Here is a 24380-nt window from a genome sequence, read left to right as displayed (position 1 = left end):
CTATTCACTCGTGGTGCCTAAGCCTAAGCCATAGATTTAACGGGCTAAAATTGTATCTTCATCCAGTCACAATGGATATAAAAATTCTCAATTCTATGGCTCAAATGCGCTTCATGTTATTGGTTCTTTGGGTGGCCGTCTGGGCGGCCTGTCAGACTGCGTCAAACGAACAGACTGCCGAACCGGTCGATTACCTGCATGAATCGCAGGCCGATTTTGATTCCCGGATGGAATGGTGGCGGGATGCCCGTTTCGGAATGTTTGTCCATTGGGGTCTTTACGCTATTCCGGCGGGAGTTTTCCAGGGAGACACAACCCATTCCATTGGTGAGTGGATCATGCAAACCCTCCACATTCCCGTTTCCGATTACGAAAAATTGGCCGGGGAGTTTAATCCGGTTCAGTTTGATCCGGTCTTTTGGGCTCAAACAGCCGCCGATGCAGGGATGAAATACCTGGTGATCACCTCAAAACACCATGACGGTTTTTGCCTCTGGGATTCCCAAGTCAGCCAATACGACGTGATGGATGCATCTCCCTACAAAAAGGATATCCTGGCGTCACTAAAGAAGGCTTGTGACGATGCCGGTGTAAAATTATGTTTTTATCATTCGATTATGGATTGGCATCACCCTCAGGCGCAATCGATCAATTATCCTGATTACAATTCCCAGGACAAGATGAATCCTGAATTCGCACAGTATCGTGACAATTACCTGCGGCCACAATTGCATGAACTGATAGCGAAATACGATCCGGCAGTCCTTTGGTTTGATGGAGAATGGATCCCTGAATGGACTGAAGACCAGGGCAAAGCATTGTACAATGAGCTGCGAAACCTGAAGCCCGAACTGATCATAAATAACCGGGTGGGTAAAGGTATGCAGGGGATGCAGGGCATGAATAAAGGTGATCAGGATTATGCCGGCGATTTTGGCACACCCGAGCAGGAGATCCTTACCGGCACTTCGGATTACGACTGGGAGTCTTGCATGACCATGAACGATACCTGGGGATACAAGTCATTCGATGACCATTGGAAATCCTCCCAAACATTGATCAATAACCTGATTGACTGTGCTGCTAAAGGAGGTAACTATTTACTGAATATAGGTCCTACTGCCGAAGGATTGATCCCGGAGGCAAGTGTTGAAAGGTTGCACGATATCGGAAAATGGATGCATGTTAACTCGGAAGCCATTTACAACACCAGAAGGAATGGGAATCCCTATCAACTTGATGAAACAACCAAAATAACGTATAGCAAAGACGGAAAAACGGCTTACATCATCGCGACATCCTGGCCTGGTGATGAACTGAAGCTTGGCACAATAAAACCTGTAGCAGGAGGTGACATCCGGTTGTTGGGATCGGACACAGCCCTGGAACAGCATGAACAGGGTGGGGAAGTCGTCGTATCCATACCGGCTACGCTGCAGGAACCTTCCAATCGTCCCTGTGATTATGCCTGGGTCTTCAAAGTCCCTGTTGCTGACTAAGGGGTTACCTCAATTTTCCATTCAAGCGTTGGGTGCTTTTCCGGTGCATACACGGCATTTAACACTTCGAAAGTAAGGACGAAATCACGCAACTGTTCCATCGTTTTTACCTGTAATGTTTCCATGGTATGTGGTGCGATGGTAATAATGTCTGCATGCGCGTGAAAGGCATACGGGCTTTTATTGCGGAGAATAAGTGGTGCATCACCCAGATTGGTTAACTCTACATTGACTACCGAAGAAGAACCCTGGTACGTAGCCTTTCCGGCAACCAGACAGGAACTTAACAATAACTCCAGTGGCTGTTGATACCCGGCCAGGATATCATTAAAATAAGCTATGGTCCTTTTGGCATCCAATGCTTCCCGGATGCTTTCGGGAGAACGTTCTTTTGCCAGGACCAGGGTGATTGGCCGGTGACCTCCCTCGGGAATTCCAAACTGCCAGTCGACGAGGCCATGAATATCCGAAGTTCCCATCACAGTCAGGTTGTTGTCCAGCGCGATCTGCAGGGCCTCCTGAGAATACGTTACATCATTGACAACTTCAATGCCGTCCAGTAAGTGCTCCGTGATAAGTTGCTTGTGCAGATCAGTCAGGGTGGCAATACCGGTGGGCACCTGCCTTATCCAGTTGGGGTGATTCCAGAATATGAATGCACCCTGACGTTTTGCTTCCCGGAACGCTTCAACCGGGTCATCCACATTGATCTTATTAACGTCCTGAATGAAAATAGCATTGGAGTGTCCGGGAGGCATTTCCCTGGTTATCTCGGTACCGTGAATGATCATAAGGTCGTAGGCTTTGGCCAATTCCTGGACGATCTCAAAAGAACGATTCCGGTCGGGATGAGGTATGTCCTCTTTATGCGGCTGATACTCAATATGCTCCGTAAGGGATATTGCATCCAGCCCGTCTTTTACCGCTTCCTCTACCCGAATCGTTGGCCATACACTGCCATCTGAAAACACAGTGTGAATATGAAAATCGCATTTCAGTGTTTTGTATCCCGGCACATCCGGAAATTCGATGACGCGGCCATGACTGTGACCATGATCCTGCCCAAAGGAAAAAGCCATCGGAACCGTGGTGAGCAATAAGGTTAAAAGACGCATGATTATAATTTATTGGTAGCCCAAAGAACTACAATATCGTTGGAATGACAAGTTAAAGAGTCGCAAAATTATTGCTAAGAAATTGTAAACTGATGGCTGATAATCTAATATCCCGAAACCGCCGTCAGGCAGATTTTTTCAATAGCCCCCTTGTTGCCAGTACCCCCATAAGTAATAACAAGCTGACAATCAGGAAGGCATAGCGCAAGCCAATGGCTTTTGCGATTAGGCCGATTATTGGCGGTCCGATCAGAAAACCCAGAAAACTAAAGGTAGCATAGGTGGCAAGTCCCGTTGCAGGCGGTATGGATGGTATTCGCATGGACATGGCATAGGTTATCGGAGCTCCCAGGGCGACCCCAATCCCAAGGATGAGGAAAGCACCCAAACCAATCCATGGCGTTGAAGCCAAGACCAGTACAATCATTGCTACTCCGGCGACAATTCCTCCGGTTGCCAGTAATCGATGTGTGCCAAACCTGGCAATCAGAAGATCGCCGGTGAATCGTGTTAACATCATTGCACAGCTGAACAGAGTGAAAGCCAATGCCGCTATAGATGATGTGGATATCAGCGTCTCTTTCAGGTAAACAGCAGACCAGTCAAATGCGATCCCTTCTCCCAAATTCACCGTAAAACCAATGAAGATCAACAACAGCAACCACAGGTTTGGACGTGCCAATGCCTCGCTGGATCCCTTGAATACATCGGGTAGGCTACTCAGAACGTACACGGCGCGAAATATTACCAGCAGGATTAATACGGCCAGTACCGCCATATGGATCCGCGGATCAAGGTGTAAACCGATCAACACGGCCGTAACTCCGGCGCCAACCATACCTCCGAAACTCCACATCCCGTGACAAACGGACATGATCTTGATATTTTCCTGCCGCTCTATTTCTGCAGCACTGGTGTTCATCGCAACATTGAGCAGGGCGTTAAAAGCTCCGGCGAAATACAATGCTCCAAAAACAAAATAAGGGCTTGGCATTGACACCACACTGCCTAAGCCCAGGCTTACGCCGGTCCCGCCAATCAGGCAGGCATTGCGCAAGCCGATACGGGCAATTATTTTTCCGGAAATCGGGTTCATGGTCAGGAGGCCTGCGGGTAAACCAAATAATACAATCCCTAATCCTGCCTCATCAAGGCCGAAGCGCTCTTTGAGCCAGGGAATGTGTGCTACCCAGCTACCAAATAGTATGCTGTCAACCGCGAAGAGAAATCCCGTATGCAGGGCAAGTTTGTGACGTATAAAGGCATGCAGATGGGTGATGACCTTAATAATGCCAATCGGAGTTGATGTAGCGGTTTCTGACATGAGCACGAAGATAGCATCCTGGTGTACTAGCTGAAACAGGCTGCCTTAAAAAAGATTAGGGTGACCAGGTAATGTCAGGCTGTTTTGACCATGGCTTCTTTCACCAGTTTTTTGATGATGTCCCGGGTGGTAATGATGCCAACAAGTTTATCACCGTCCATGACCGGTAGTGCATTGATCCGCTTATCCAAGAACAGATTTAAAGCATGAAGTAATGGTTCATCTTTCTGTAAGGTGATGACTTTTGAACTCATGATCTCATTCACTTTATAGTTCTTGAGTCGAACCTGATTCCGGTAGGCTTCAAATCCGTCATTGTCCATACGGTTCAAAAGATAAAGGAGATCACCATAGCTAAGAATCCCCATTAATCGATCTTCTTCCGTAACGAGCAGATGATGGATTTGATGTTCCTGGAATAAATCCTGAGCCAGTTTCAAAGGGTCTTCCGGCTGAACGGAATAAAGAGGATAGCTCATATAGTCTGAAACAGGTGCATTTACGTTCATATCAATTAGGCTTTTAATACACGATCTGTCGTATTGGCAATCATGCGTACCAAAATAAGGAAATCATCAGATACCCATGATCCATTACTAATATAATTAGAATCCTTATGCATGCATGAGCCTAGAATCATACGGGTTTATGACCTTCATCAATACAACCGGGAGTGTCTGACTGTAGATTAAATCCCCTCTGACAACCTGATAATTAGACACCATATGGAAAAACGAATACCGGTGGAAACGATCATGTCGACTTTCCCCTTAACCATTATGCCTGATACGAGCTTGGAGAAAATCAATGCCATATTTGAACATCATCTGTTCCATCATCTTCCGGTCGTCAATGAATTAAATATCCTTCAGGGCATCATCAGTAAAGAGGACCTGTTGCGACTGACCGCAGTACGTCATCACTTCAGCGAGAATGCCTACCGGAGCATTTTGGCTCGTGACATCATGACCAGTAAAGTATTCACCATTTCACCTCGCGAAACCATTGAGCAGGCAGCGAATATCTTTTTGGATCAATACTTTCATGCGCTACCGGTGGTGGATCATGGAAGGCTGGTTGGGATTGTGACCACCTACGATATTCTGAAGTTTCAATTCAGACCTCAGGTATTTACCAATAGCAATGGTCACGGAATGGCAGAATGATCAATATCCATTTTCTTTTGTTATTTCCATGCGTCCGGAAGATCAACCCGGAGGAGTTCGAAGCAAATGGGCAAGAAGAAAAAGAAATGCTGTGAAAAATACAAAACCTCGAAGCGTTGTAAGGATTGTCCATTGAAGAAAAAGAAATCCTGATCCGTATCAGCCCAGTTTGTATTCCGGTTGCCAGGTCTTAATCTCTCCGTCTACCATGGCATCAATGATCAGCCGTACAATAATGGCAGTTGTTCCACCTGAAACAACCGTAGAGTAAGGTTTGGCTTGATTGACAATGGAGTCATAAAAATTCTGAAGCGCATAGGTGGTATTGGACCAGCCTTCCTGATGTGCTACTTTAACGGGTATCCCCTCACCGCGTATTAAAGCCTGAGCAGTTGCTCCGGTAACCCCGTCTACCGTGGTTAATTGTTTGACTTCGTCAGATTCTGGATAGACCCGCGCTTCATCCATACCCAGCACAATCGTGCCTTTGCTGCCCCTAAACTCCATCAGATAATCGTTTCGTGCGTTTGCGGTCAGGGATATCAGGTTGACTTTCATGCCATTCGGATATTCCAGTACATTATTGACATTGTCGAAGGTCTCGCGGCCATCTTTCCAATAATCGATGCTACCCATGCCCATGATGCGTACCGGGTGGCTGTTAAATACATAGTTGATAAAATCGATCTGGTGACTGTGTAATTCAGCTGTTAGACCACCGGAAAATTCCCGGTACATCCTCCAGTTGACCATGCGCTCATACTGTGGGTCTGGTACCGGCCTGCGCCAGTTTCCATTACGGTTCCACTGGACATAGATATTGGTCACCTGACCTATGTAACCTTCCTGGATCATCTCGGCTACACGGTAGTATAATGGAACACTGCGATACTGGTGTCCAACCAGAAAGGTCTTATCCGAGTTCTTAACTTTGGCTGCCATGTCCTGCACTTCCGGAATGTGGAATGCCATGGTTTTTTCACAATACACGTGTTTTCCGGCATCCAATGCGGCCATCGCCATTTCATGGTGCATGGACAGCGGTGTTGCCACTAAAATCGCATCCAGCTCGGGATTGTCCAGCATTTTTCGGTAGTCGGTGTAATAGGTGGATTCACCTCCAAACTGTTTACGGGCATTGTCCAGTCGGAAAGGTAAGACATCGCAGCAGCCTTTCACATCAAACCATTCACTTCCCTGCATGACTCCGGAGACACCTAAGCCCCGGTCTCCGGTACCGATCACACCAACTCTGATACGCTCTTTCTGATAATTGTTGATTACGGAAGGAAAGGCATACAACCCGGCAGTTATGGTTCCACTTTGCTTAATAAATTCTCTGCGCTTCATGCTTATTTAGATACAAGTGATGATCAAATAACCCACATTGGGTACTATTCGCGGCTTAAGTTCGTAAAATCCGGTATAAACACGAATGATGTACCTCATCCTTGCCGCTGTCGAAAACCTGATCACCAGGATCGTTTACTGGTTTTGCTCCTGCTCACCGGAAACATAAACGGAGGCTCATTCAGGCTTTACCGAAATAATTTGCTTACCGGGATGCAGGTCATACATTTTATTCTGGTAGATCAGCTGACCCGGTGTCATATCCGGCAGGGTGATCTCAAATTCATTCTCCTGGCTTTTGCGGTTGTACCGGACATGGATAGTACCGCGGGGATGAGCTGCTACCGCGTCAAATTGATCGAGCCTTCCAGGGGCTGGCCGGATGGAAACACTCCTAAATCCCGGAGCCGCCGGCCGGATACCAGCTACCGTAGCCAGGAGGTCGTAGTTCGGACTGGCGCTCCAGGCATGACAGTCGGACCGAGTAGGGTCTGGTTTTTCAGCAAAAGTGGTTAATCCGATGTCCAGCATGTCAAACCATGGTTTTAATTCGTCCATGTAGCGATCACCCAAACCAGCCTGATGGAGTGCCTGCATCAGATAAAACCGGAAATAGAATGTAGCCTGTATCAGGGACTTGTCCTGGACGATTCGATCAATCATGGCAGGTTCTTCTGCTTCCGGGATCAGGTGCGTAAGTATGGCCCAGATATTCGCATGCTGACTGTAAGATGTCTTATCGGGAGTGTCACTGAATAGTTTCCTATCCGGATCCCAGCAATACATCCTGACAGCTCTTTTTGCTCGTTCCATTTGTTTCTGATACCAGATTTTATCACCTCTCGAGCCAAATGCTTCCATCAGTTCGACGGCATCCTGCAAGGCATAAACCCACTGTAAGGTGAGTATTGAACTGCCTCCTTTCAGAGGCGGCACCCCTCCGAACTGATGTCCGCCGTCATCTGGCCAGTCGGACCAATCGACAAAATTCCAATAGTTGGTGGCTCCAATCAGCCCGGTATTGCTGTCTACCTGCTGATCATACCATTCAAGGATCGTTCGGACGGTAGTTAACTGCTGACTTACAAAAGCACTGTCGGGCCTTAGCATCCAGTAGTCATGCACCATATTGATCCAGAAGAGCGAATAGGTGGGTATCACCTGTCCGGCCAGATCCGGATAGCGGCTTTTGGTTAGACCATCGGAATAACGTGAATCTGCAAATTGCTGGATGGCGTTCCGCATAAGACGATCATCACCAGTCACATAGAGCGAAATCAATGCCTGGATCCTGGTGTCACCCACGTATTGCAATTGTTCGTAGTAGGGACAATCGTAGTAGGTCTCACCTGCACAAAGCCGGGCGGTCCTCCATCCCACTTCCCAGAGATTATCCAGGTTTTCAACAGGAGCAGTAAAATGTGCCACGGATTTGAAAGGGTAGGTTCGCCTCATGCCAAAGAAAGTATTGATTTCCACAGGGTCATCCTGGGTTTCAACGGTAACTTCAATATACCGCCAGGTACGGAACCATAACGTGCTAAAAAGCCTGTCAGCCTCGCCATCCGGACTGAATTCATCGAAATATCCTTTGATGATTTTGCCTTCGATCTCATCCCGGTTTCCTTTTTGGCCATTTGCATCAAACAGCGATTCCGCATATTCCAAACGTATCTTACTGTTCATTCCGCCGCTGACATACAGATGGGGATAGGCATTGGTCAGATGCTGTTGATCAAGCAGGATGGTACATTTGGTGTGTGGGGGAATATGCATTGGAAATTTGGCTGGAGGTTGTTCCTTGTTCCCGTTGATATCAGTTCTGCGTACAACCGGTGCATCTTCCTTAATCAACTCCATCTGTGGAATAGCCCGGGGTACCAGTTCCCAGTTAAATTCTGTGGTATGTCCGGAAGCATGGGCTTGCCCAACATTCCGGGCAGCCGTCCAGGACTCATCATTAAATTCCGGGGATTCCCAGCCCCAGGGACAGAGACCTGCCTGTAGATGGATTCGCGGCCCGGTGACCAGGTAGGTTCTCAGATTGCCTCCTTCCGCCGGTAATAAGGAGTAGGCATTATCCTGAATCGTTTTCCACGCCGGCCCGGAATTCAGGTAGTCAAATTCAGGTTCGTTGGCCTGTAACAGAAACGCAGTCCGATGGCTCATTTGTGCAACTGGTCTTCTTATTCCGAAATTCCAAACGACTGCAGCCAGACAATTTATTCCTGCCTGCAGGTATGGGGCAATGTCAATTGTTTCATAGTGATAATGCAACAAATCACCTTTTGCAGGACCTTCACTGATTCGCTCTCCATTGATGTAAAGTTGATACCGGTTATCTGCTGACACATTAATGACCAGGTGATCGGGTAGGGTAGTCAGATCAAAATCCCTTCTAAAATGGTAAACACCAAAATCATAAGGTGATCCTTCGGGATGGCCTATCCAGTTTGCGGTCCAGGATTGATCTGCTAATCTGGTAGCAGGAAGAGATTCTTGGCCAGTTTGTCCCGGCAGAATTGCAGGCACTAAGAAGAGGGAAGGCAGAATGAACTTGTATCGCATGGATGCTGATTTATTACAGGTTCTAATTTAACCTGTTTTGAATGAAATCGGCTAAGAATGCCCCTCAACAATCAGTTGACTGAATGTAATGAACAGGGCCTGAAGGGCAATAGGCCTCCCGGTGGTGAAGATTTTAACCCTGAAAGCGGTGTTTACAAACCCTGTCATTGAGATGTAGTAAAAAAGATAAGCCGGATTAAATGAATTATTTCTTCAATTATAATTGCTGTAATTTATAGCTGGTACGCATTACAGGAAATTTGATAGCATGTTTAAGCGTAATTTTAAAGGCTTGTTAACCAATACCTTTTGATAGAATAGGCTGTTAAATTATACAATTCTTAATTTGTAAGAAATTCATAGATGTTAATTTGGTAATATAATAGATGTGAAAAACATATTAATAAATGGTTATAATAAATAATACAATAAAGTTTAATTCACTGTTAATGATAAGTGTGTAAAGTATATTGAAAATCAGTATAATATGAGGTGGAGGGCAGATATGCATGGAGTTTATTATTGGTGTGCCGTTGGTGCTATGAATGCTGCCTTTTATCCAATTGGCCGGGCTCAATATTTTTTTATGATTTAATTTTACTTTTGCGTTTGGAAGTTTATTTTTGTAGTAATTAAGTCTTTATACGAGATTGTTCATAGTGCATCATCAAGCATAGACGCTGATGCCAAACTGTGAGATGCGGTAATTTTTTGAATCATGTGCACGCCTTGAATTAAGGTGGGCTACGTATAAGACTATATTTAACGCCAAAGAGTATAGATCTTACGTAACATCTTGCTTCCGGATTAAGAGACCCCAGCTCGTTCCAGCAAGATTCTCCATTTATGTTTCGTACAATGCGTGTATGCATTCCAGTTCCTGGGATGTCTGTAATCACTTGGTCTGAATTCATCGCTGAATGTTTTTCACGTTTGATGTCAGTTGTCAGAATCAGGATTTTTAATTGTTCTGATTGTTTGAGACGCTATTTTGACTCAAGGCTAAACGTATGTTTATCCCTGGTCCGAGAAGACCTCACCCCCCCTGAAGTTTCTTCCAATACGTTAGACATTATTCAGCAACACGTGAATTCAGAACTTGGTTATGAATCTCAAACATGCTATAAATCAATTGGATGAACTAGAACCCAGGTGGTTTGCTGTGTACACACGCTACAAGCAGGAAAAAGTGGTTCTAAAAAGGTTAAAGGATAAAGGGATCGATTCGTACGTCCCCCTGACCCGTCGTTTCCGGAAATATGACAAAAGACTTCGTCATTTCGACATTCCCCTCATCAGCTGTTATGTATTTACCAAAATTACCCGCAAAGAATATGTTTCAGTTCTTGAAACTGAAGGCGTCGTAAAATTTATCAAGTTCTCCGATAATCTTATTTCCATACCGGAAGAAGAAATCCAATGGTTGCAAAAAATCCTTCTGGAAGACCTAAGCATTGAATTGGATCAGGAAGGTATGATTGCGGGCCAGCGAGTGGAAGTCGTTCGGGGAAATTTAATTGGTTTGAAAGGCACATTGATGAATACTTCAAACAAAAAGAATTTCCTCGTGGAATTTTCTGGCATCGGACAGAGTTTTCGAATGTATGTAGATCCGGCTTGCTTGAAATTATCGGCAAGCAGGGTTTCTGCGCTATAAAGCGCCCAATATATTTTTTCCCGGGTGACCGGGAATATTCTGAAATAGATCGCTGCCTTATGGCAGCGGTCCCAATCAGCAATCATTATTTTCTGTTGCTGATTGATATCTAAATACAATTGCTTTATCTGCAATTTTTCAGAAAAAAAACCTTCGGGATTTTTTAACGGCGAAGCCATATCATAGTTCGAAAAACATCTTATCATGGTGTTTCGTTTATTTCCACTAAATAATAAGCAAACCCAGGATGTCCATTTTGCTGATATCGAAGTGGATATGCATGCGCACTGGCTCCCCGGAGTGGATGATGGATCACCGGATATCGATGTTAGCCTTATTATGATCCGTGGCCTTGTCAGCCTCGGATTTCGAAAACTTATTGCTACCCCTCATATCATGCATGATCATTATGGAAATCATGCAACCAAGCTTCGAAATGTTTTTCAAGCATTGGTTAAGAGGGTGACAGAAGAAGGCATTGAAGTTGAACTGGGGCTCGCTGCAGAATACATGCTGGATGAAGGCTTCATGGATCACCTGAATTCACGGCAGGTTCTCTCTATTGCTGACCGGTATTTGCTTATAGAATTTCCGATGCATAAGCCCTTTCCTTTGGCAAAGCGGTTTGTGGAATCGATCCTTCAGGTAGGTTATACTCCTATACTTGCACATCCGGAAAGGTATTCCTATTACCGGAGAGACCTGGCAACTTTCCAGGAATTGCAGCAGATGGGCTGTTTGATGCAGCTGAATTTATTGTCGCCTGCCGGTTATTACGGCCGTGAAGTTTCCAACTGGAGCCGGCAGTTAATAGAACACCAGATGTACCATTTCGCAGGCACGGACCTGCACCATCCGGCTCAATTGGGGCTTTATTCGTTTGATCCTTCCAGCCTCCGATTTCTAAATGCACAATTGCTACAACCCAACTGAATATGAAGAATATCTTGTTTTTTGGTTTAATGGTCATTTTGGTAAGCAGCTGCGGAAGTGTGAAGCATTCGGACATGCTGATGCTTACCGATGTACAGGATGCAGTGGCCAATGTGGATTCATTACCGGTACTGAAAATCCAGCCGGATGATATTCTGAACATCCAGGTGGTCGATGAAGACAATAATACCATAAGCGCTTTTCAGCACACGATCAATGCAACCGGTGAAGCAGGTGAGAAAGCACTTGGTGTATCGGAGGGATATCGCGTTGATGAACAGGGGTACATCTACCTTCCTTATATAGGCCAGGTAGAAGCCGCCGGTAAGACAATCATGGCTGTCCGGCAGGATATAAATTCTCGCCTGATTCAATATTTGCCTAAAGCCAATGTTCAGGTCCGGTTCGTTAATTTTAAGGTAACCCTGATGGGTGAAGTCAATCGACCAAATACCTATGTTATTCCAAACGAGCGACTGAATATTCTTGAAGCCATCGGAATGGCCGGCGACTTTACACCCTACGCGAAACGCAATTCCGTATTGATTATTCGGGAAAGAAATCAGGTCAGGGAATTTCACCGGATCAACACAAAAGACAAATCAGTCTTTGCTTCACCCTATTTCTATTTGAGTCCAAATGACATTGTCATAGTCGATCCTCTCAAGGCCAAACAATATGCTACTACCGGCGACTTTTTCCAGCGTTACTCAGGTATCTTTTTTCCGGTAGTAACACTCGTTACCTTTTTGTTAGGTGCTTCCTTAAACAAGTAATCCATTCTCCATGAACGAAGATAAAGTAAATCTTATCCATGTCTTCAAGAAGGCATTAAAGTACTGGTGGCTCTATTTAATACTGCTTCCTTTAACCGTGGGAGCAGCTTACTTCTATCTGCAGATCACCCCATTTCAATACGAAGCCCAGACCCGGATTTTAATCAAAGGGGTTAAAAATGCTGGGCAGGTGCCCGAAGAAGGTATCTTCTCCGACATCCGTATGCACAAGGCGGATAATTCCATCGGCAATGAAGTCAACATCCTGACCTCAAGTCCGCTCATGGAACAGGTGGTCAATAAACTCGGCATTGCAAATCAGTATGTTGACATCAGTGGCTGGAAACCGGTTGATCTCTATGAAAACCATCCGATCGATGTGGTAAACTGGCTGCCTGCAGATGAATTTCAGGTCCTGGAGTGTGAAATTATGCCCGGCGAGCATGGTCAGTATACCCTTAAAATGGAGAAAGAAGAATACCGGGGTGAATTCGGCCAGGAACTGGCGTTGCCCATCGGTAAAGTAACCTTAGCCCGTAATAATTTTTCTACCCTGGGTAAAAAATACCGGGTCACTGCAATGACCCCAAAGCTCAAAGCATTGAATTTATGCGAAGCGCTGGAGGTAAGTATCATTGATGAAAATTCCAGTGTTGTATCATTATCCATTCGCGACCAGGTGCCTCAGCGAGCCGAATCCATATTGTCGGAACTTCTGGAGGCATACAATGAAGAGTCCAAAAAGGACCGCACAGTAGCCTTTGAAAACAGCCTTAATCTGATCAATGAGCGCATTAACCTGGTCGTTACTGAGTTATCCTCCATCGAACAGCAGGCGCAGACATACCGTCAGAGTCATAATATCACTGAGCTGTCTTCGGAAGGAAATTTATTGCTTAATGAAGTCATGTCCGTTAATAAGGACCTCGTAAAAAACAATACGGAATTGGAGATCCTGTCCGGAATAGAAGACTTTCTATCCAAGAATAAAGATGATTTTGAATACGTGCCTACCAACCTGAGCATCAATAACCTCATGCTGGCTTCTCAGATTGATAAATTCAATGAGCAGCTGTCCCGTCGCAACACCAATACCTATGGGCCAAAGCATGAAACCACCATTCAGATAAACCGGCAGCTGGCCAATTTGCGTGAAAATATCATTGACAACATCCACAGCATCAAGAAGGATCTTACCATTGAACGCGATGCCAGTGCAGAGATCAAATCCAGTTTGACTGACCGGCTTCAAAGTCTGCCCAAGCGGGAGCGCGACCTGCTGGATATCCAGCGGATGAAAAGCATTAAGGAAGATATCTATACCTATTTACTTCAAAAAAGGGAAGAGACCTTGATCTCCATGGCAGTCACAACGGATAATGGAAAACTGATCGAACCAGCTAATGCGTCCGACCCGATCAGCCCCAAACCACCGCTTATCTTATTGGTGGGCGGCTTCCTTGGACTGGCATTTCCTTCCGCTCTGGTATTACTTTTCAATTCTTTGAATGATAAAGTCCTGGAAGAGCGGGATATAACGAATAAAGTGAAGGTACAGATCCTGGGTATTTTGCCCCACGGAAGCCGGAGCCGGCAGCTGGCCATCAAAGAAAACGGAACTTCATTATCCACGGAAATGTTCCGGGCTCTGCGCGCAAATGTGTCCTTTGTCTCTCCCGGAGACAGCCTGAAGACCTGGCTGGTAACCTCCTCTGTCTCGGGCGAAGGCAAATCGTATGTCGCACTGAACCTGGCGATGATTCAGGCACTGGGTGATAAAAAGGTACTATTGATTGAACTTGACTTGCGTCAGCCCAAACAATTGGAATACCAAAAAATTAAGGAGAAACCGGAATTTGGTATTTCCGATTATCTCAGCAGTTCAAATCTGACACGCCTAAAAATAACCAGTAAGGGTGAGCTCAATAAAAACCTGGATGTGATCTACTGCGGCACCAAACCCAGTAACCCCAGTGAATTGCTGATGTCCAGCCGTTTGCGCCGCCTGATCGATGAAGCCAGACGCCAGTACGATATGATCATTCTGGACGCTCCACCCATAGCTCCGGTAGCTGATACCTTCCACCTGCATGATATTGCCGATGCCACCATTTTTGTGGTGCGTTCGGACTACACTCCCAAGACCATGTTGGATAAACTGAAGGATATCGTCGTAAATAAAAAATTCCCCAATCCGTATGTTGTTCTCAATGGCTTTAAGTTTAAGAACAGCCAGCAGTACGGATATCACTATTGATCTTTTGCTGAATTAAGCAATGTCCGACAATTTAAAAGACAAATCGGTAAAGGCATTTTTCTGGGTGGTAATCGATAAATTGGGTAGTAGTACTTCCAATTTTTTGATCACCATCATTCTTGCCAGATTACTTTCTCCTGCGGAGTTTGGTCTGCTGGCAATGGTGATGATCTTCTTTGAACTTGCCTCCACCTTTATCCAAAGCGGATTTTCCTTTGCTCTTATCCGGGAGGAAGAAATATCGGATGTGGATAAAAGTACCACGTTCATTTTCAACCTGGCGGTAGCGGTCTGCTGTTATGGGCTGTTATTTTTCGCAGCGCCTGCCATTGCAAATTTCTTCAGTCAGCCCATGCTATCCGGTATCGTCCGGGTGATGGGTTTGATGCTGATCATCAACGCTTTAGGAGCCATCCAGCAGACGATTCTGACCCACAAGATAGATTTCAAGTCCCAGACCAAGATTCGTTTTATCGGGGTGGTTTTGTCGGGATCCATTGCTATCGCCATGGCCTATTATGGTTGGGGTGTTTGGGCACTGGTTGCCAAATTGCTCCTCAATGAATTTTTCAGTACCGTTTTGCTCTGGGTGTATAATTCCTGGAAATTAAGTCTCGTATTCAGCAGGGCTTCTTTCAGGAAACTTTTTGGATTCGGATCCCGGCTACTGGCGGAAGCATTGATCGACAAATTTTTCCGTCAGATCGTCCAGGTTTTGATCGGTAAATTTTTCTCCGTGGTCACGCTTGGATATTATGCCCAGGCCAACAGTTTTACCAATATGGCTGCAAATAATTTTCAGCAGGCCATTCAGAAAATCACCTATCCCATTTTGTCCAAATTAAAAAGCGATTTGGTCAGGCTAAAAGAAGGGTATCGTCAGGTGATCAAAATGAGTTCCTTTTTTATTGTTCCCGTCATGATCCTGATGGGTGTTTTAGCCGGCCCTTTGCTTGTTGTCACCGTAGGAGAAAAATGGCTGCCGGCGACTTTATTTCTCCAATTGCTCAGTGCGGCAGGTCTTACGTACCATCTGAATTCCATCAATCTGGATTTATTACTCGTTCTGGGCCGGGTGGATTTATGCCTGCGTATAGAAATCGTCAAAAAAATTATTACCGGCATCCTGATCGTGATTGGAATCCAGTTCGGCATTTTAGGACTGGTCATCAGCCAGGTGATCTCCTATTACATCGCGATCATCATCAACTCGTACTACACCAAGCTTTTCCTGGATTATCCCATTGGAGAGCAACTCCGGGATGTCACCTCCAGTCTGGTTTTCGCAGTGATTGCCGGGCTCTCGGTCGCTTTGGTGCAAATTACCCTGGACCTACCTCCGCTGCTAATGTTGTTGGTGGGGGGCCTGGGCGGCGGCGGCATCTATGTGTTGTTGCACTGGGTCTTCAAGTCAGATGAATTCCGATTACTGCTGGAAGATCTGATGCCCAGGGCTTACAAAATGATCTTAAAATCTTAACGAAATATCATGGCTGAAAAAGTGGCATTGATTACCGGAATTACCGGTCAGGACGGTTCGTATCTGGCAGAATACCTGCTTCAGAAAGGTTATACGGTGTGGGGCATGAAACGCAGGAGTTCCTCTTTCAATACCGCACGGATAGATGCCTTATTTGCGAATGACCGTCAGGATGGAAACCCACGATTCCATTATTTCTATGGTGATCTGACGGATGCCAGCAACATCATCCGCTACATTCAGGAGATCCAGCCAGACGAGATTTACAACCTGGCGGCCATGTCCCACGTAAAAGTCAGTTTCGACACACCGGAGTACACAGGTAATGCGGATGGGTTGGGCACACTGCGTATCCTGGAGGCTGTGCGAATGCTGGGCCTCACTGCCAAGACCAAAGTTTATCAGGCTTCAACCTCTGAGTTATTTGGGCTTGTACAACAAGTACCGCAGTCGGAGAAGACACCCTTTTATCCGCGCAGTCCATATGGTGTGGCCAAATTATACGCATACTGGATTACGGTCAACTACCGGGAAGCCTACAACATGTTTGCCTGCAATGGAATCCTGTTCAATCATGAATCTCCTGTGCGTGGTGAAACATTCGTGACGCGTAAAATTACCCGGGCGGTAGCAAACATTTCCCTTGGCCTGCAGAGTATCCTTTCATTGGGTAATCTGGACGCCAAACGTGACTGGGGCCACGCCAAAGACTTTGTAGAGGCCATGTATCTCATGATGCAGCAGGATCACCCGGATGATTATGTCATCGCGACCGGAAGGACGACAACGATCCGTGATTTTGCCCACCACGCCTTTGGTGAGGTAGGTATTGAGCTGGAGTTTACCGGTGCCGGCAAGGATGAAAAAGGTCTGATTTCGGGTATTGATAAAGACCGCTTTGGTGATAAACTCGGCATGGCTCCGGAAAACATTTATCCCGGACAGGCGGTCATCCAGATCGATCCATTTTACTACCGGCCTACCGAAGTAAATCTACTCATTGGTGATGCCAGTAAAGCACGTGATACGCTGGGCTGGACACCGAAATATACACTGGAAGAGATGATCACAGAAATGATCGATAACGACATTGACCTCTTGAAACGCAATCATCATTTGATGAAAAATGGTTTTGTGGTCCACAATGAACTGGAGGATATTATTTAACGACACATTTAATCACCATTAATCAATTCATCTCCATGGCAAAGTTTGATTTTAATGCCATTCGCGATAAACGCATTTTAATAACCGGAGCGACTGGTTTTCTGGGTAAACGTCTATCCAGGATGCTGGAGGCAGAAGGAATTTTTGCTGAGAAAACGTCCTTGAGTCTGGGCGTCGATCTGCGAAATTACGAAGAAACTTACGCTTACTTTCAGCAGGTTCAGCCAGATCTTCTGTTCAACTGTGCTTCGTTTGTAGGCGGGATTCAATTCGGGTATAAATATCCGGCGGAATTGTTCGAGAACAATCTGCTCATGAATGTCAATCTACTGCGGGCAGCGCGGGAGAGTGGCGTAGGCAGAATTGTGAATCCTATTTCCAATTGCGTCTATCCGGCAAAAGCAATGCTTTTCAAAGAAGATGAGATCTGGGACGGCCCGATGCATGAATCCGTTATGGTGTATGGGTTCGTACGAAAGGCATTTTGGGTAGGTTCCTGGGCAAATGCAAGACAGTACGGACTCGATGTGATCAATATTGTATTATCCAATATGTATGGACCGGAAGATCATTTTGAGGAAGAGCGGTCACACGCATTGGGAGCTTTGATCATGAAATTTGTTGATGCTAAGCGCACCGGTGCACCTTATGTCACCGTATGGGGTAGTGGCAAGCCGGTTCGTGAATGGATGCATGTAGATGACGGAGCCGAGGCGATGATCCGGGCCTCCATCCTTCCGCCGACCCAGGAGTTTATTAATGTTGGTATCGGAGAGGGCATCTCGGTCTGGGAAATGAGCCAGGTTATCAGGGAACTGACCGGCTTTCAGGGTGAGATCCGTCTGGATACCAGTAAGCCTGACGGGGCAGCCTATAAAACGGTCGACGGAACCCGTGGATATCAGTTGATGGGCTGGCAACCATCCAGGCCATTTTATCAGGGAGTGGCCGAAGCCATCGAATGGTACGAATCTCACCAGAACGTAATCCAGCAAAACAATAAACACGCACTCGTATGATCCTAACCAAAGAGGCCCTGGCAATCCAGGGTGGAGAGCCAGTCTCCAGAGAACCGATTCTCATCCATAAACCTTCGATAAATGAAGCGGATGTACTGGCAGTTACCGATGCAGTAAAGAGCACATTTGTCAGTGGTGACGGACCCGAATGCCGTAAGTTTGAGGAACACCTCAAACAGTATCTGGGTGTTAAACATGCCCTCTTCATGACGTCCTGTACGGTTGCTTTGGATCTGGCGTTCAGAGTCAAAGATTTTCCGGCAGGAAGTGAAGTGATCGTGCCAAACTTCACCTACACCAGCACAGCACTTGGGCCATTGCTTAATGGGCTCAAGGTCGTTCTTGCCGATGTACGTCCGGATAATGGCAATATTGACGTCGATAAGCTAGAATCCTATATTACCTCCCGGACCGTGGCGATATGTCCGGTAGACTATGCCGGAAATCCACCCGAAATGCACCGCATCCGGGAAATCGCAAAAAAACATAACCTCTACATTGTGCAGGATACTGCTCAATCCATTGGCTCGAAATACCGGGGAGAATACACCGGCAATCAAGGCGATGCAAGTACCTTCTCATTTCATGGAACCAAAAATCTTACCACCGGCGAGGGCGGGGCGCTGGTTACTAACGATGACCGCATAGCTGAACGCATTAAGATCTTACGCGAAAAAGGAACGAATAAGTACAGCTTTCTGACGGACCAGCAGACCCGTGGCTATTACGAGTATGTAGACATCGGAAATAGTTATGTCCAGTCCAACATCAACGGAGCCATGGGGATTACACAACTCAACAGGCTGGAAGCCATGAATGAGCGCCGGAAAGAGATTGCAGAGTATTATCTGTCGAATCTTCAGGGAATTGCTGGTCTCGACTTCCTTCACGTGGACGGGGATGTAACCTCCAATTGGCATCTGTTCGGGATCCTCGTTCCTGAAGAACGCAAGTACTGGATCATGGATGCCTTACGAGCGGAAGGGGTGATGGCTAATGTGCATTACACCCCATTGCACCGGAACAAGTATTACCAACACCTGGGAACCGACGAAGCATTTCCCGGATCAATGGCTTTTTTCAATCGTTTATTGCGATTGCCTATTTATCCGGTAATGACCGATCAGGAGAAAGAACGTGTCGTGGAAGCTGTGGTCAAGGTATTTGAACATTTATCCTGAGAACCGGCATTTACGATTGCGTATGATAATGCAATGAGTAATAAGAATTACGGAAATAATTATAATCGATAAGTGATGAAAGTTCTATTACTGGTACCCAAAAGATATGGATTTCACCAGTCTTTCCGGGAAACCTTTGAGGCGTTAGGTGGAGAGATCCATACCATTGACTATCAACACATCATGGTAGGCTGGAAGCAACGAATCAATACTCAGATGTTCCGTTTACCGGATAAATGGAGGCAAAAATGGGAAGGGTATTATTATCAGGATATCAATAAATTATATCGTGATGAATATGACCGGATACAACCGGACATTGTATTCATTTACAACCACGAATTATTGGTGCCGGAGACACTGGCCTATTTTAAAAGGAAATCAAAAATTGCTTTCTTTTTGGGAGACTGTCCCTATTATACTCCGGGAAACCGTCATTTTTTACCATTGCTTTATTTTGCGGATGCCGTTTATACGTACGACACATTTTGGATCGAGCAGATGACTAAAATGGGAATCCGGAATATGCATTATCTGTATCCAAATACCCCGACGGATTCATTTTACGAAAAGAAATTATCCGATGAAGTTTATCAGGAATTAAAATCTGAAGTCCTCTATGTAGGCATGGGGTATAAGACCAGCTGGGGGATGAAAAAAGCGAAATTCCTGAGCTGCTTTGCTGATTTCGACTTACAGATCCACAGCGATGATTCCATGGAACGGTGGTTCGAATATTATCCGGAGATAGAAAAATGTTACCGTCCTCGGACCGGACACATCACAGTGGAACGCCTGAACGATATGTATAATGCGACAAAAATTGCACCTGTCGATGCAAATCCGGGACTGTTGAATGCCTTGCACTGGCGTTGGGTGGAAGCATTGGGTGCCGGGGCGCTGCCTGTCCTGGAATGGCAACAAAATGTTGTGGAGATATTTGGTGATGCGGAAGTGCCGGCCGTCAAGGTGTTTGATGAAGCCCGCGAAATGACCGCTTATTACCTGAGTCACGAAAAAGAGCGCCGTGCTTTGGTCGTCTGGATGCAAAACCTGGTAAAGGAAAAACATTCCATAGCGAATAATGCAGCGTTACTTGCCGAGACCATGAAAATAGGATCCACTGTAAAAAACCAGAAAGTATTGGTAAACCGCTAGTCCCCGAATGAGCAACCATGAACATACACGGTCGGATCTGGTGAAAGTCCTGCGCTTTTTTGGCCTGGCCATCATGGCTATACTGGCCAATTATTATGCTCCGGTATGGGGTAAGGTTCTCTTTCACCTTGCGACTTTGGTCGTTTATTTTAAAAGTAAACCGGAAGAGGAGCCATTTTGGCTGGCGTATTTTTTCATTCTGGCCGACGGATTTTTCGGCTTTTTTGGATTGTACGAAGTTACGTTAAGCCTGCTACCTGGATTGCCGGAAGTGGAAGTATCGCAGCTGTACATTATCCTAAGCATTATTAAAGCCAGAAATACCGTCTCGACATACCGGCCATTCTACCAGACGCCTTTGATCGTTCTGTCCATTTACCTCATTTTCCTGATCATACAGGGCTATGTAGCTGGCGTGGATTTAGCCATGAATGTGCAGTTCAGGATCTTTAAGTGGATCGTCCCGCTGATGCTGCTCTATTCGATACCGCGTTTATTCCAAAAACAGGAGCAGTATACGGAATTGTTCGTTTACCTCTTTCCGGTAGCCCTGGTGGCGTTGGGAACACAGCTGTTTACCATATTGACCAGTTCTTCTCCTGTCGCCTTTTTTGGAGCAAAAAAAGAAATATGGTGGGCAATAGAGATCACGAAAGACAAGACCTACCGCGGACTGTACAACGAAAGCCTCATTATAGCCAGTAACTTGGGAGCACTTTTTTACCTGGCTCAGCGGAAAAGCCATTTTTCCAATCTGTATTTGTTTACGGTGTTAATTGCAAATTTTGCTTCCATATTTCTTTCTGCGACCCGAGGATGGACCATTTATATGGTTTTTATTCTTTTAAGTTCGATGCTATTCATTGTACAATTTGACCGCCGCAGGGTGATGTCTGTATCAACAATCATCTTACTGGCAATACTGGCAAGTCAGGCCATACCCACTCTCAGAATCCAGACCAATAATGCCTTCAAGCGCCTACTGACACTTGAAAAACTGGCACAGGGGGACGCGACCGCAGGTGGTACATTGATTCGCATAACCGAAAGAGGACCGCGTGTCATGCGCAAATGGGAACTGTCAAAATTAACCGGGTGGGGCTTTTCCAGGGAATTTATGGAAAATAATGATGTACACGTGGGCAATCAAAACATCCTGATGCAATCGGGGATAATAGGTGCCGGTTTATTGATCTTCTTTATTGGATTTGTGACCGTCAAGTTATGGCTTCGATATATGAATGTCGATTTTGATTTCAAATACCGCAAGGCATTACTTTTATTTCCGATTTACTTCATCGGATGGTTTATTATACATTCCAGTTCCGAACAAGAATTTGCCTATTACCAATTTCCTTCTACAGGAATTACACAAGCAGTATTCTTCGGTATGATCGCATTGACGTATTTCTATGCCTTGCCCAAGGAAAAAACAGAGTCAGCAGTAGCAGTATGAATCAAGCTAACACGAAGCCGATCCATTATATCCTTTGGGATCTCGGCCCCGGAGGCATGGAATTAAATGTTCTGCAATACATTGACCATTTTTACGGCCGTTCCAAAATGGAGGTTTATGGCCTCCGTGCAACCGAAAACACACTTTTCGACGAGAAAAAAATAAAAGTCATTTGTGCCCGGAATAGCCCAGGTAATACGTACTGGAAATATTGGAAATATTGCCGATCAAACCGCAGGGATATTTTTCATTTGAACAACGGGGGACCGGTCATCCTGCTCATCACACTTTTAGCAGGGATTAAAAACCCGATCTATCACATTCACGGCACAATTTATTGGAAATCAGGCATCCAGAAGATCTATTTAAAGTTTGTATGGTTCGTAATCCGGATGTTACTGACTTTCCGTAAAGTCACCTTTGTGGCCAATTCCCACTACAGCAAAAAAGTATTTCATGATAATGTTTTACCGGTCAACACGCTGGTTATTTACAATGGAATAGACACCAGCCGCTTTTATGCTCATTTTCATCCCCGTAAAGGATTAAAGAAAATGGCTTATGTCGGCAGACTGCATCCGGGGAAAAATGTTGAGCTGGTCGTTCGGTTATTTGAAGAAATAGCGGCAGACCATCCGCAGCTGGAGTTGCATATTGCCGGCTCCGGGCCATTACAGGAGGCCATTCAAAAACAATGTGATGCCAGCCCATTTCATCAGCGCATCATTTGTCACGGGTTTATTGCAGACATCGAACGATTTTATGGAGAAATGGATCTATTCCTTTTCCTGAGCGCATTTGAATCCTTTGGTAATGTACTTGTCGAGGCATTGCTTACAGGCCTCCCCATATTAACCAGTGATATTCCGGCATTTCGGGAAATCTATGGCGAACATCATGTTTTTGAACTGGGTAAACCTGATAATTATGAATTTATTAAACAGCGATTTATCCAGGCGGTACGAACTTATCCCGTTCTCGCTTCTAAACCATTATCTATGATTGAAGAATTGAAGCATCGATTTTCTCAGCAAAATCATGTGGATCAAATCAAAGCCCTTTATGTCCAGATGTAGTCCACCAGTTTTTTATTACCATTCGGTAGCTCCAAAAAGAATTTCTGGCTGGGTACTGAATGGACTTACATTTTCACTGGAAAAATTTGAGGACCAGTTGCAATATCTGGTAAAACATGGGTTTAAGTCTCTTTTTTTGGATGAATACAGTGACATCCGGGAGGGGAAAAAGCCTGGTCAGGGCAACGAGATCTGTCTCACTTTTGACGATGGTTATCTGGATAATTGGGTTTATGTCTGGCCTTTGGTGAAGAAGTACGGCTTGCGTTTTACGCTCTTTGTTTCACCGGAATGTATAGATCCACGTTCACTTATACGGCCAAATCTGGAAGATGTATGGGATGGAAATTGCAACCTACAGGACCTGGATGATAAGGGGTATTTGACATGGGATGAATTGCGAATGATGCAGGATTCGGGCGTCGTTGATATTCAATCCCACACCATGTCGCATACCAAGTATGTCACTTCTGGTGAGTTACAGGGATTTTATTATGGAGGTTCCCGTGGAGTGTATCCAATTTGGAACCTCAATCCGGGGCTTAAGCCGGACTATATGGCTGACCTTGATTTCGAGCACCGGCTTCCCTGGGGCTATCCGCTTTTCAAAGAAGAATCGGCGGTTATAGCACACCGGATCACGATCAATCCCGAACTCTATCAGCAACTGCATTCTCTACAAAATTCTAAAGATTTAGAGGAGCCTGCAGCTCGGCAGGAATATGAAATCAAAGCCCGTCAAATCCTGAAAAACTTTCAGGTAACACAAAATCTGGTGATTGATCAGGAGCCTGATCAGCAATACTACCAGCGAATGCATTACGAAGTGGTAACGTCCAAGGAAATATTGGAACAGAAGCTGGAGAAGCCGGTTAAATTCCTGTGCTGGCCACACGGTGACAATACCCAGGAAGCCCATGAATTAGCCCGTTCTGTAGGCTATCGTGCTACCACTTCCGGTAAGCTTTCTGATGAGGCAACCAAACTGGATCGTATTCCAAGGTTGGGGGGTGATTTTGAAAATGCTCCCTGGATAAGCCGACAGAAGTTTCACTTTAAAATAAACAGCCATTATCAGCGGCAACCATATCGTACAGTACGCGAAATGTACAATTTGAAAAACCGTTTGCTTAAACGTGTCTGATTTATAGGTAATACCAGATGTTCTTTTTTCTTAAACACACATACCAATCATTCC

Annotated in this window: 19 protein-coding genes; 14 read left to right on the top strand and 5 right to left on the bottom strand. The window is 45.5% G+C overall.

Features of this window, described 5'->3' with window-relative positions:
- Positions 1 to 95: 95 nt before the first annotated feature.
- The gene (locus H6570_09495; protein MCB9319505.1) at positions 96 to 1499 is read left to right on the top strand and encodes an alpha-L-fucosidase; all 1404 of its coding nucleotides are present in this window, start codon (positions 96 to 98) and stop codon (positions 1497 to 1499) included.
- Here the strand turns inward: H6570_09495 and H6570_09490 are convergent.
- From H6570_09490 to H6570_09480, 3 genes are all read right to left on the bottom strand, one after another.
- Complete coding sequence (locus H6570_09490; protein ID MCB9319504.1) at positions 1496 to 2614, bottom strand: PHP domain-containing protein; 1119 nt, start codon at positions 2612 to 2614, stop codon at positions 1496 to 1498. The two genes, H6570_09495 and H6570_09490, sit on opposite strands and share 4 nt — an antisense overlap.
- 124 nt (positions 2615 to 2738) lie before the next feature.
- Positions 2739 to 3938: an MFS transporter gene (locus H6570_09485; GenBank protein MCB9319503.1), complete on the bottom strand. Its 1200-nt coding sequence runs from the start codon at positions 3936 to 3938 to the stop codon at positions 2739 to 2741.
- A gap of 74 nt (positions 3939 to 4012) precedes the next feature.
- The gene (locus H6570_09480) at positions 4013 to 4447 is read right to left on the bottom strand and encodes a CBS domain-containing protein (GenBank protein ID MCB9319502.1); all 435 of its coding nucleotides are present in this window, start codon (positions 4445 to 4447) and stop codon (positions 4013 to 4015) included.
- Between the two features lie 216 nt (positions 4448 to 4663).
- Here H6570_09480 and H6570_09475 point away from each other — a divergent pair, with 216 nt between their 5' ends.
- Positions 4664 to 5104, top strand: coding sequence for a CBS domain-containing protein (locus H6570_09475; GenBank protein MCB9319501.1), 441 nt, complete (start codon positions 4664 to 4666; stop codon positions 5102 to 5104).
- Between the two features lie 159 nt (positions 5105 to 5263).
- Here the strand turns inward: H6570_09475 and H6570_09470 are convergent, their stop codons facing one another.
- Together H6570_09470 and H6570_09465 are read right to left on the bottom strand one after the other, a co-directional pair.
- Complete coding sequence (locus tag H6570_09470; protein MCB9319500.1) at positions 5264 to 6454, bottom strand: Gfo/Idh/MocA family oxidoreductase; 1191 nt, start codon at positions 6452 to 6454, stop codon at positions 5264 to 5266.
- A 177-nt stretch (positions 6455 to 6631) separates the two neighbouring features.
- Positions 6632 to 9022 carry an alpha-L-rhamnosidase gene (locus H6570_09465; protein MCB9319499.1) on the bottom strand — a complete coding sequence of 797 codons (2391 nt, stop codon included), beginning with the start codon at positions 9020 to 9022 and terminating at the stop codon, positions 6632 to 6634.
- Positions 9023 to 10127: 1105 nt separating this feature from the next.
- Between H6570_09465 and H6570_09460 the strand changes: the two genes are divergently transcribed.
- The 12 genes from H6570_09460 to H6570_09405 all read left to right on the top strand — a co-directional run bounded on the left by H6570_09460 (position 10128) and on the right by H6570_09405 (position 24326).
- Positions 10128 to 10679 (top strand): UpxY family transcription antiterminator, encoded by a 552-nt coding sequence (locus H6570_09460; GenBank protein ID MCB9319498.1) that lies wholly within the window; start codon positions 10128 to 10130, stop codon positions 10677 to 10679.
- 204 nt (positions 10680 to 10883) lie between these two features.
- Complete coding sequence (locus tag H6570_09455; GenBank protein MCB9319497.1) at positions 10884 to 11612, top strand: hypothetical protein; 729 nt, start codon at positions 10884 to 10886, stop codon at positions 11610 to 11612.
- A gap of 2 nt (positions 11613 to 11614) precedes the next feature.
- Positions 11615 to 12388: a polysaccharide biosynthesis/export family protein gene (locus H6570_09450; protein ID MCB9319496.1), complete on the top strand. Its 774-nt coding sequence runs from the start codon at positions 11615 to 11617 to the stop codon at positions 12386 to 12388.
- Between the two features lie 10 nt (positions 12389 to 12398).
- Positions 12399 to 14645 carry a polysaccharide biosynthesis tyrosine autokinase gene (locus tag H6570_09445; GenBank protein ID MCB9319495.1) on the top strand — a complete coding sequence of 749 codons (2247 nt, stop codon included), beginning with the start codon at positions 12399 to 12401 and terminating at the stop codon, positions 14643 to 14645.
- Positions 14646 to 14664: 19 nt separating this feature from the next.
- On the top strand, positions 14665 to 16125 hold the full coding sequence (locus H6570_09440; GenBank protein ID MCB9319494.1) for a lipopolysaccharide biosynthesis protein: 1461 nt from the start codon (positions 14665 to 14667) through the stop codon (positions 16123 to 16125).
- Between the two features lie 9 nt (positions 16126 to 16134).
- A complete protein-coding gene (gmd, locus tag H6570_09435) occupies positions 16135 to 17292 on the top strand; it encodes a GDP-mannose 4,6-dehydratase (protein ID MCB9319493.1) in 1158 nt (385 codons plus the stop codon).
- A 35-nt stretch (positions 17293 to 17327) separates the two neighbouring features.
- Positions 17328 to 18311 carry an NAD-dependent epimerase/dehydratase family protein gene (locus H6570_09430; GenBank protein MCB9319492.1) on the top strand — a complete coding sequence of 328 codons (984 nt, stop codon included), beginning with the start codon at positions 17328 to 17330 and terminating at the stop codon, positions 18309 to 18311.
- The gene (locus H6570_09425) at positions 18308 to 19492 is read left to right on the top strand and encodes a DegT/DnrJ/EryC1/StrS aminotransferase family protein (protein ID MCB9319491.1); all 1185 of its coding nucleotides are present in this window, start codon (positions 18308 to 18310) and stop codon (positions 19490 to 19492) included. The genes H6570_09430 and H6570_09425 overlap by 4 nt, the downstream gene beginning before the upstream one ends.
- 75 nt (positions 19493 to 19567) lie before the next feature.
- A complete protein-coding gene (locus H6570_09420; protein ID MCB9319490.1) occupies positions 19568 to 20650 on the top strand; it encodes a glycosyltransferase family 1 protein in 1083 nt (360 codons plus the stop codon).
- A 7-nt stretch (positions 20651 to 20657) separates the two neighbouring features.
- Positions 20658 to 22106 (top strand): hypothetical protein, encoded by a 1449-nt coding sequence (locus H6570_09415; protein MCB9319489.1) that lies wholly within the window; start codon positions 20658 to 20660, stop codon positions 22104 to 22106.
- A complete protein-coding gene (locus tag H6570_09410; protein ID MCB9319488.1) occupies positions 22103 to 23182 on the top strand; it encodes a glycosyltransferase family 4 protein in 1080 nt (359 codons plus the stop codon). Before H6570_09415 ends, H6570_09410 begins: the two co-directional genes overlap by 4 nt.
- Positions 23169 to 24326 carry a polysaccharide deacetylase family protein gene (locus H6570_09405; GenBank protein ID MCB9319487.1) on the top strand — a complete coding sequence of 386 codons (1158 nt, stop codon included), beginning with the start codon at positions 23169 to 23171 and terminating at the stop codon, positions 24324 to 24326. Before H6570_09410 ends, H6570_09405 begins: the two co-directional genes overlap by 14 nt.
- Positions 24327 to 24380: the final 54 nt, after the last annotated feature.

Source organism: Lewinellaceae bacterium (assembly GCA_020636135.1).
Taxonomy (GTDB): Bacteria; Bacteroidota; Bacteroidia; order Chitinophagales; family Saprospiraceae; genus JAGQXC01.
Note: the sequence above shows the minus strand (reverse complement) of the source record. Positions and strands in the feature narration are given on the sequence as shown.

Bases quoted from the DNA above. Each gene is read 5' to 3' on its own strand.
- H6570_09495 (MCB9319505.1), top strand. From the start codon at position 96: ATGGCTCAAATGCGCTTCATGTTATTGGTTCTTTGGGTGGCCGTCTGG.
- H6570_09490 (MCB9319504.1), bottom strand. From the start codon at position 2,614: ATGCGTCTTTTAACCTTATTGCTCACCACGGTTCCGATGGCTTTTTCC.
- H6570_09485 (MCB9319503.1), bottom strand. From the start codon at position 3,938: ATGTCAGAAACCGCTACATCAACTCCGATTGGCATTATTAAGGTCATC.
- H6570_09480 (MCB9319502.1), bottom strand. From the start codon at position 4,447: ATGAACGTAAATGCACCTGTTTCAGACTATATGAGCTATCCTCTTTAT.
- H6570_09475 (MCB9319501.1), top strand. From the start codon at position 4,664: ATGGAAAAACGAATACCGGTGGAAACGATCATGTCGACTTTCCCCTTA.
- H6570_09470 (MCB9319500.1), bottom strand. From the start codon at position 6,454: ATGAAGCGCAGAGAATTTATTAAGCAAAGTGGAACCATAACTGCCGGG.
- H6570_09465 (MCB9319499.1), bottom strand. From the start codon at position 9,022: ATGCGATACAAGTTCATTCTGCCTTCCCTCTTCTTAGTGCCTGCAATT.
- H6570_09460 (MCB9319498.1), top strand. From the start codon at position 10,128: ATGAATCTCAAACATGCTATAAATCAATTGGATGAACTAGAACCCAGG.
- H6570_09455 (MCB9319497.1), top strand. From the start codon at position 10,884: ATGGTGTTTCGTTTATTTCCACTAAATAATAAGCAAACCCAGGATGTC.
- H6570_09450 (MCB9319496.1), top strand. From the start codon at position 11,615: ATGAAGAATATCTTGTTTTTTGGTTTAATGGTCATTTTGGTAAGCAGC.
- H6570_09445 (MCB9319495.1), top strand. From the start codon at position 12,399: ATGAACGAAGATAAAGTAAATCTTATCCATGTCTTCAAGAAGGCATTA.
- H6570_09440 (MCB9319494.1), top strand. From the start codon at position 14,665: ATGTCCGACAATTTAAAAGACAAATCGGTAAAGGCATTTTTCTGGGTG.
- gmd (MCB9319493.1), top strand. From the start codon at position 16,135: ATGGCTGAAAAAGTGGCATTGATTACCGGAATTACCGGTCAGGACGGT.
- H6570_09430 (MCB9319492.1), top strand. From the start codon at position 17,328: ATGGCAAAGTTTGATTTTAATGCCATTCGCGATAAACGCATTTTAATA.
- H6570_09425 (MCB9319491.1), top strand. From the start codon at position 18,308: ATGATCCTAACCAAAGAGGCCCTGGCAATCCAGGGTGGAGAGCCAGTC.
- H6570_09420 (MCB9319490.1), top strand. From the start codon at position 19,568: ATGAAAGTTCTATTACTGGTACCCAAAAGATATGGATTTCACCAGTCT.
- H6570_09415 (MCB9319489.1), top strand. From the start codon at position 20,658: ATGAGCAACCATGAACATACACGGTCGGATCTGGTGAAAGTCCTGCGC.
- H6570_09410 (MCB9319488.1), top strand. From the start codon at position 22,103: ATGAATCAAGCTAACACGAAGCCGATCCATTATATCCTTTGGGATCTC.
- H6570_09405 (MCB9319487.1), top strand. From the start codon at position 23,169: ATGTCCAGATGTAGTCCACCAGTTTTTTATTACCATTCGGTAGCTCCA.